This is a genomic window from Mesorhizobium sp. M7A.F.Ca.ET.027.03.2.1, from assembly GCF_003999175.1.
In the GTDB taxonomy this organism is placed as follows: domain Bacteria; phylum Pseudomonadota; class Alphaproteobacteria; order Rhizobiales; family Rhizobiaceae; genus Mesorhizobium.
Window position 1 is genome coordinate 1 of the sequence record NZ_RZOM01000464.1, and the last position, 4,590, is coordinate 4,590.

The 4,590-nt window shown below is 61.8% G+C and carries 4 protein-coding genes and 1 pseudogene; 3 read left to right on the forward strand and 2 right to left on the reverse strand.

All coding sequences use genetic code 11. From position 1 onward, the window contains the following. Positions 1–191, reverse strand: a pseudogene (locus EN750_RS19775) (ABC transporter permease); the annotation flags it as partial. A gap of 67 nt (positions 192–258) precedes the next feature. Next, positions 259–1,314, reverse strand: coding sequence for an ABC transporter substrate-binding protein (locus EN750_RS19780; RefSeq protein WP_127326734.1), 1,056 nt, complete (start codon positions 1,312–1,314; stop codon positions 259–261). Between the two features lie 121 nt (positions 1,315–1,435). Between EN750_RS19780 and EN750_RS19785 the strand changes: the two genes are divergently transcribed. From EN750_RS19785 to EN750_RS19795, 3 genes are all read left to right on the forward strand, one after another. Continuing rightward, complete coding sequence (locus tag EN750_RS19785; RefSeq protein WP_127397403.1) at positions 1,436–2,770, forward strand: aminotransferase class III-fold pyridoxal phosphate-dependent enzyme; 1,335 nt, start codon at positions 1,436–1,438, stop codon at positions 2,768–2,770. Next, the gene (locus EN750_RS19790) at positions 2,770–3,507 is read left to right on the forward strand and encodes a GntR family transcriptional regulator (protein WP_127397404.1); all 738 of its coding nucleotides are present in this window, start codon (positions 2,770–2,772) and stop codon (positions 3,505–3,507) included. The genes EN750_RS19785 and EN750_RS19790 overlap by 1 nt, the downstream gene beginning before the upstream one ends. Positions 3,508–3,608: 101 nt before the next feature. Beyond that, the coding region (locus EN750_RS19795) for an ABC transporter ATP-binding protein (RefSeq protein ID WP_348629601.1) at positions 3,609–4,590 on the forward strand (982 nt) is incomplete at its 3' end.

A 4,590-nucleotide genomic window follows, 5' to 3' on the forward strand; every position in this document is an offset into this window, starting at 1 on the left:
GCCAAATCCTCGACGAGTGCTGCAAAGACGGGTTCGCCAGGCAGGCCGCTATCTGCTTTCCAGCCCGCCAGAGCGGCAATTGTGCGCGGCAGGTTGTTCGAGAAATCCGAGTTGTCGACGGCCAGAGCGAGGAAGCGCGCTACCGGCCACAGAAACAGAATGACGACGAACAGAATAAGCGGGGCCGTCAACAGGGCGAGCATGCCGCCCCGTTGGCGCCGCTTCATAGCCGGCTTTGTCCCGACCAACATGCCTGGGTTACTTCGCGAGCCAGGCCTTGAAGCGTTCTTCCAGTGCTTCCTTGTGCTCGGTCCAGAAGTCGTTGTCATAGGAGGCGCCGTACTGAAGGTGCTCCGGCGACGTCGGCAGGTTGGCCTTCCAATCCGCGGGAATGAGGTCGGCGGCTTCCTTGCGGCCGGTGCCATAGGCATAGAGTTTCGAGAAGCCGGCCTGGTTTTCAGGGATGGAGAACCACTTGAGGAGATCCAGCCCGGCCTGCTGGTGCGGCGCGCCCTTCACCACCGCCCAGTAGTCGGTGCCATAGAAGAAGCCAGCGTCCCATGCGATCGCATAGGGCTTCTTCTCGTTGATGGCTTCGTTGGTGATGCGCGCATTGAACCCGTCGCTGAGAGCCACTTCACCACTGTCGAGGTTCTGGATGCCCTGCGTCGTTGTGGACCACCAGACGACGTTCGGCTTGATCTTGTCGAGCATGGCGAAAGCCCGATCGACACCTTCCGGCGTGGCCAGCACCTTGTACATGTCCTCGCGTTTCACGCCGTCGGCCATCAGCGCATTTTCCAGCGTGAACTGTGCCTGCTGGTAAAGCCCGCGCTTTCCCGGAAATTTCTCGACGTTCCAGAAATCCGCCCAGCTCTTCGGCGCGGCGTCACCTTTGTAGACCTTCGTGTTGTAGGCAAGGACCGTAGCCCAGGTGTCGGATGCGACGCCGCATTCGTGCAGGGTGCCTGGGAGATAATTCGCCGCGTCGCCGGTGATCTCGGGCGTCAGCGGAACGAACAGGCCTTCGGCGCAGCCGACTTCCATGGCGGGCGCTTCGACCGAGACGACGTCATAAGTGATGTTGCCTGCCTGCACCTGGGCACGCACCTTGGCGACCTCGCCGCCCCACTCTTCCATGACGATCGGGACCCCCGTCTGTTCGGTGTACTTGTCCCAGACTCCATCCTTGTAGGCCTTGTCCCATGTACCACCCCAGCCGACCACCGTGACGGGGTCGGCCGCGGACGCGGCCAAAGTCGAGGTCGCGAGGCAGATCGCGGCGGCAGATACGGCTTGCAGATAAGTCCTCATTGCAGTTCCCCTTTCTTATCGTTGTAGATTTGATCAAATTTCAAACGCAAAATGGATTGATTAGCAACAGGAATTTGCGATAGGGTGCAAAAAAGTTGAAAAGACGAGGAGATTTGATCGAATGCTGCAAGGCACTAGAGACCTGCGCGCCAATGTTAGTCTCGCTGCTGTTCTGGATGAGGCCCGACAGCGTTTCGCTGACGCCAACCCGAACAGCCTGGCGCGTCAGAACGAGGCCGCGGCATCGTTGCCGGGCGGCAATACGAGGGCTGTTCTATGGTATCGGCCATTCCCCGTATCGTTTGTTTCCGGTGAAGGCTGCAGGGTGACCGATCTGGACGGCCATACCTATGTCGACCTGGTCTCGGAATACAGTGCCGGTTTCTACGGCCACTCCGACAAGGCGATTTCGGCGGCCCTTGTGGACGTCATACAGGGTGGCATCATGCTGGGCGCACCCAACCGCTATGAGGCGCGCCTGGCTGCCGCGGTGGTCGACCGTTTTCCGGCCATCGAGCGCGTGCGCTTCTGCAACTCGGGCACCGAGGCGAACATCATGGCTATTTCGGCGGCTCGCGCCATTACCCAGCGCTCGAAGATACTCGCATTCCGCGAGGGCTACCACGGTGGCGTACTCACCTTTGCGCATGGCGGCTCGCCACTCAATTTGCCTTTCCCCTTTGTCTTCGCCGACTACAACGATAGTGCAGGCGCCGTGGCGGTCATCAAGGAACAGGGCGACGAGCTTGCCGCGGTGATCGTCGAGCCGATGATGGGCGGCGGCGGCTGCATCCCGGCGACGCGTGAGTTCCTGGAAGCGCTGCGCGCGGTGACGAAGGAGACCGGGGCGCTGCTGATTTTCGACGAGGTCATGACTTCGCGCCTCGACTACCGCGCGCTCCACGGGGCGCATGGGATTTTTCCCGATTTCGTGACGCTCGGCAAGTATATCGGCGGCGGCGCCAGTTTTGGCGCATTCGGTGGACGCGCCGACCTCGTCGATCGCTTCGATCCGGCTTTGCCCGGTGCGTTCTCGCATGGCGGGACGTTCAACAACAATATTCTCAGCATGGCTGCTGGCTTCACCGGTCTGACCCAGGTGCTGACGCAAGAGGCGAGCCGCGCGATCAATGCGCGCGGCGATCGCCTGCGCGAAGCGATGAACGTCTCCCTTGAAAGGCATGGCGTCGAGGGCATCGTCATAGGGCGTGGGTCGTTGATGAACCTGCATTTCGTCAGGGGGCCGGTGGACACTCCGGCGCGGCTCGACGATGCCGATCCTTCGGTGATTGCGCTTTGGCATATCGAAATGCTGTTGCGAGGGTACTACGTGACGCCGCGCGGCATGCTGGCGTTGTCACTGCCATTTGGCGACGCCGAACTCGACGGCTTCGCCGGCGCATTCGACGATTTCCTGTCGAGCAACCTCAAAATACTGCCGCGCCGGACAAACTGATGCTTGATCGCAAGGATGCCAGTGCCGGCTCGGCCGCGCAAAAGACAGCTCATGTTCGTGTCCATACGGGCTTGAAGGAAGCACTGATGAACGGTGACTTCCTGCCCGGCCAAAGACTGGTCGTGCGACAGCTTGCCGAACAGTACCGGACCAGCGCCATGCCGGTGCGCGAGGCCTTGCGGCAACTCGTCAGCGACGAGGCAATGTTCGACCACCCAAATCGGGGCGTCATCGTCCCCGAGGCCACGGTGGCGCGTATTTCGGATCTGGTGCGTGTGCGCTGCAGCGTCGAAGGAACGGCGGCCGAGTGGGCCGCGACGACCATCACGCCCGAAGAACTCGATGAATTGGCGAAGCTGAACGGGCTGATGCGCGAATGCGTCGAGAGCAATGTCATGGCTAATTATCTCGGCCTGAACAGGCGCTTCCATTTCACGATGTACCATGCCGCGCGGTCACCTCTCATCCAGCAGATCATTGAGAAATTGTGGCTGCAGGCAGGACCGTTTCTGAACATCGTCCGCTCGGACGTGACCTACGGCCTGGGCCTGGACCATCACGACGAAATGCTCGCGGCGCTGCGTCGCGCCGATGGCGCGGCTGCGCGCAAGGCGCTGGTTGCCGATCTGCGTGAGGCCGCCGACATCATTCTTCGCGCCGCGGCGGCGGCTGAGGCTCAGCCTGCGCGCAAACGCCCGGCTTCGGCACGCCGTGATCCCAAGGCGCAGGCGCGGTGATGGGCGGATCCCCGCGTGGCCCGGTTCATGTCGAGTTTCGTGGCGTCAGCAAGCGCTACGGGCAGACGGTCCAGGCGGTGCGTCAGCTCGACCTGGAAATCATGCGCGGCGAATTCCTGACGCTGCTGGGGCCTTCCGGGTCTGGCAAGACGACGGCGTTGATGATGCTTGCGGGGTTCGAAGATACGACCGAGGGCGAAATCCTCATTGACGGTCAGCGCATCGACAACGTTCCCGCCAATCGTCGCGGCATCGGCATGGTGTTCCAGAACTACGCGCTTTTCCCGCACATGACGGTCGCCGAAAACCTGGCTTTCCCGCTCGAGGTCCGCAAACTTGGCCGCGACGAGGTGACGCGACGTGTCAGGAACGTTCTCGATATGGTCCAGTTGCCCGAATTCGGCAACCGGCGTCCGGCGCAGCTTTCGGGTGGGCAGCAACAACGCGTCGCGGTTGCCCGCGCCCTGATCTTCGAACCAAATCTTGTCCTGATGGACGAACCGCTCGGCGCCCTCGACAAGCAATTGCGCGAGCAGATGCAGTTCGAAATCAAGGATATCCATGCCCGGCTCGGCGTCACGTTCGTTTATGTGACACACGACCAGACCGAGGCGCTGACCATGTCGGACCGGATCGCGGTGTTCAGTGCCGGCCGCATCGAGCAGCTTTCGACACCACGCGAACTGTATGAGCGTCCGACGGGCAGCTTTGTGGCGAGCTTCATCGGCGAGAACAACCGCATGTCCGGCACCGTGCTTGCCGGCGGTGAAAACGGTGGCGTGGCCGTCCATCTCGACGATGGCGATCTGGTGTTGAACGCCATTTCCCCTGGCGCGACGCCCCCTGCGGGCGCCAGGGTGACGCTGTCGATCAGGCCCGAGCGCATGTCCTTATTGCACGATGGCTCCACCGCCCTCAACGTGATTGCGGCAACCGTCGTTCAGTCCGTCTATGTCGGGGATCACATCCGGCTCGTCGCTGTGACGGCGGGCGGCCTGAAATTCATTGTCAAGCTTGCCGCATCGTCGTCTCGGTCCGAACTCAATGCGGGCGAGGCGGTTCGATTGGGCTGTGGTCGTGAGG

Coding starts and splice junctions, on each gene's coding strand:
- EN750_RS19780 (WP_127326734.1), bottom strand. CDS start 1,314: ATGAGGACTTATCTGCAAGCCGTATCTGCCGCCGCGATCTGCCTCGCG.
- EN750_RS19790 (WP_127397404.1), top strand. CDS start 2,770: ATGCTTGATCGCAAGGATGCCAGTGCCGGCTCGGCCGCGCAAAAGACA.
- EN750_RS19785 (WP_127397403.1), top strand. CDS start 1,436: ATGCTGCAAGGCACTAGAGACCTGCGCGCCAATGTTAGTCTCGCTGCT.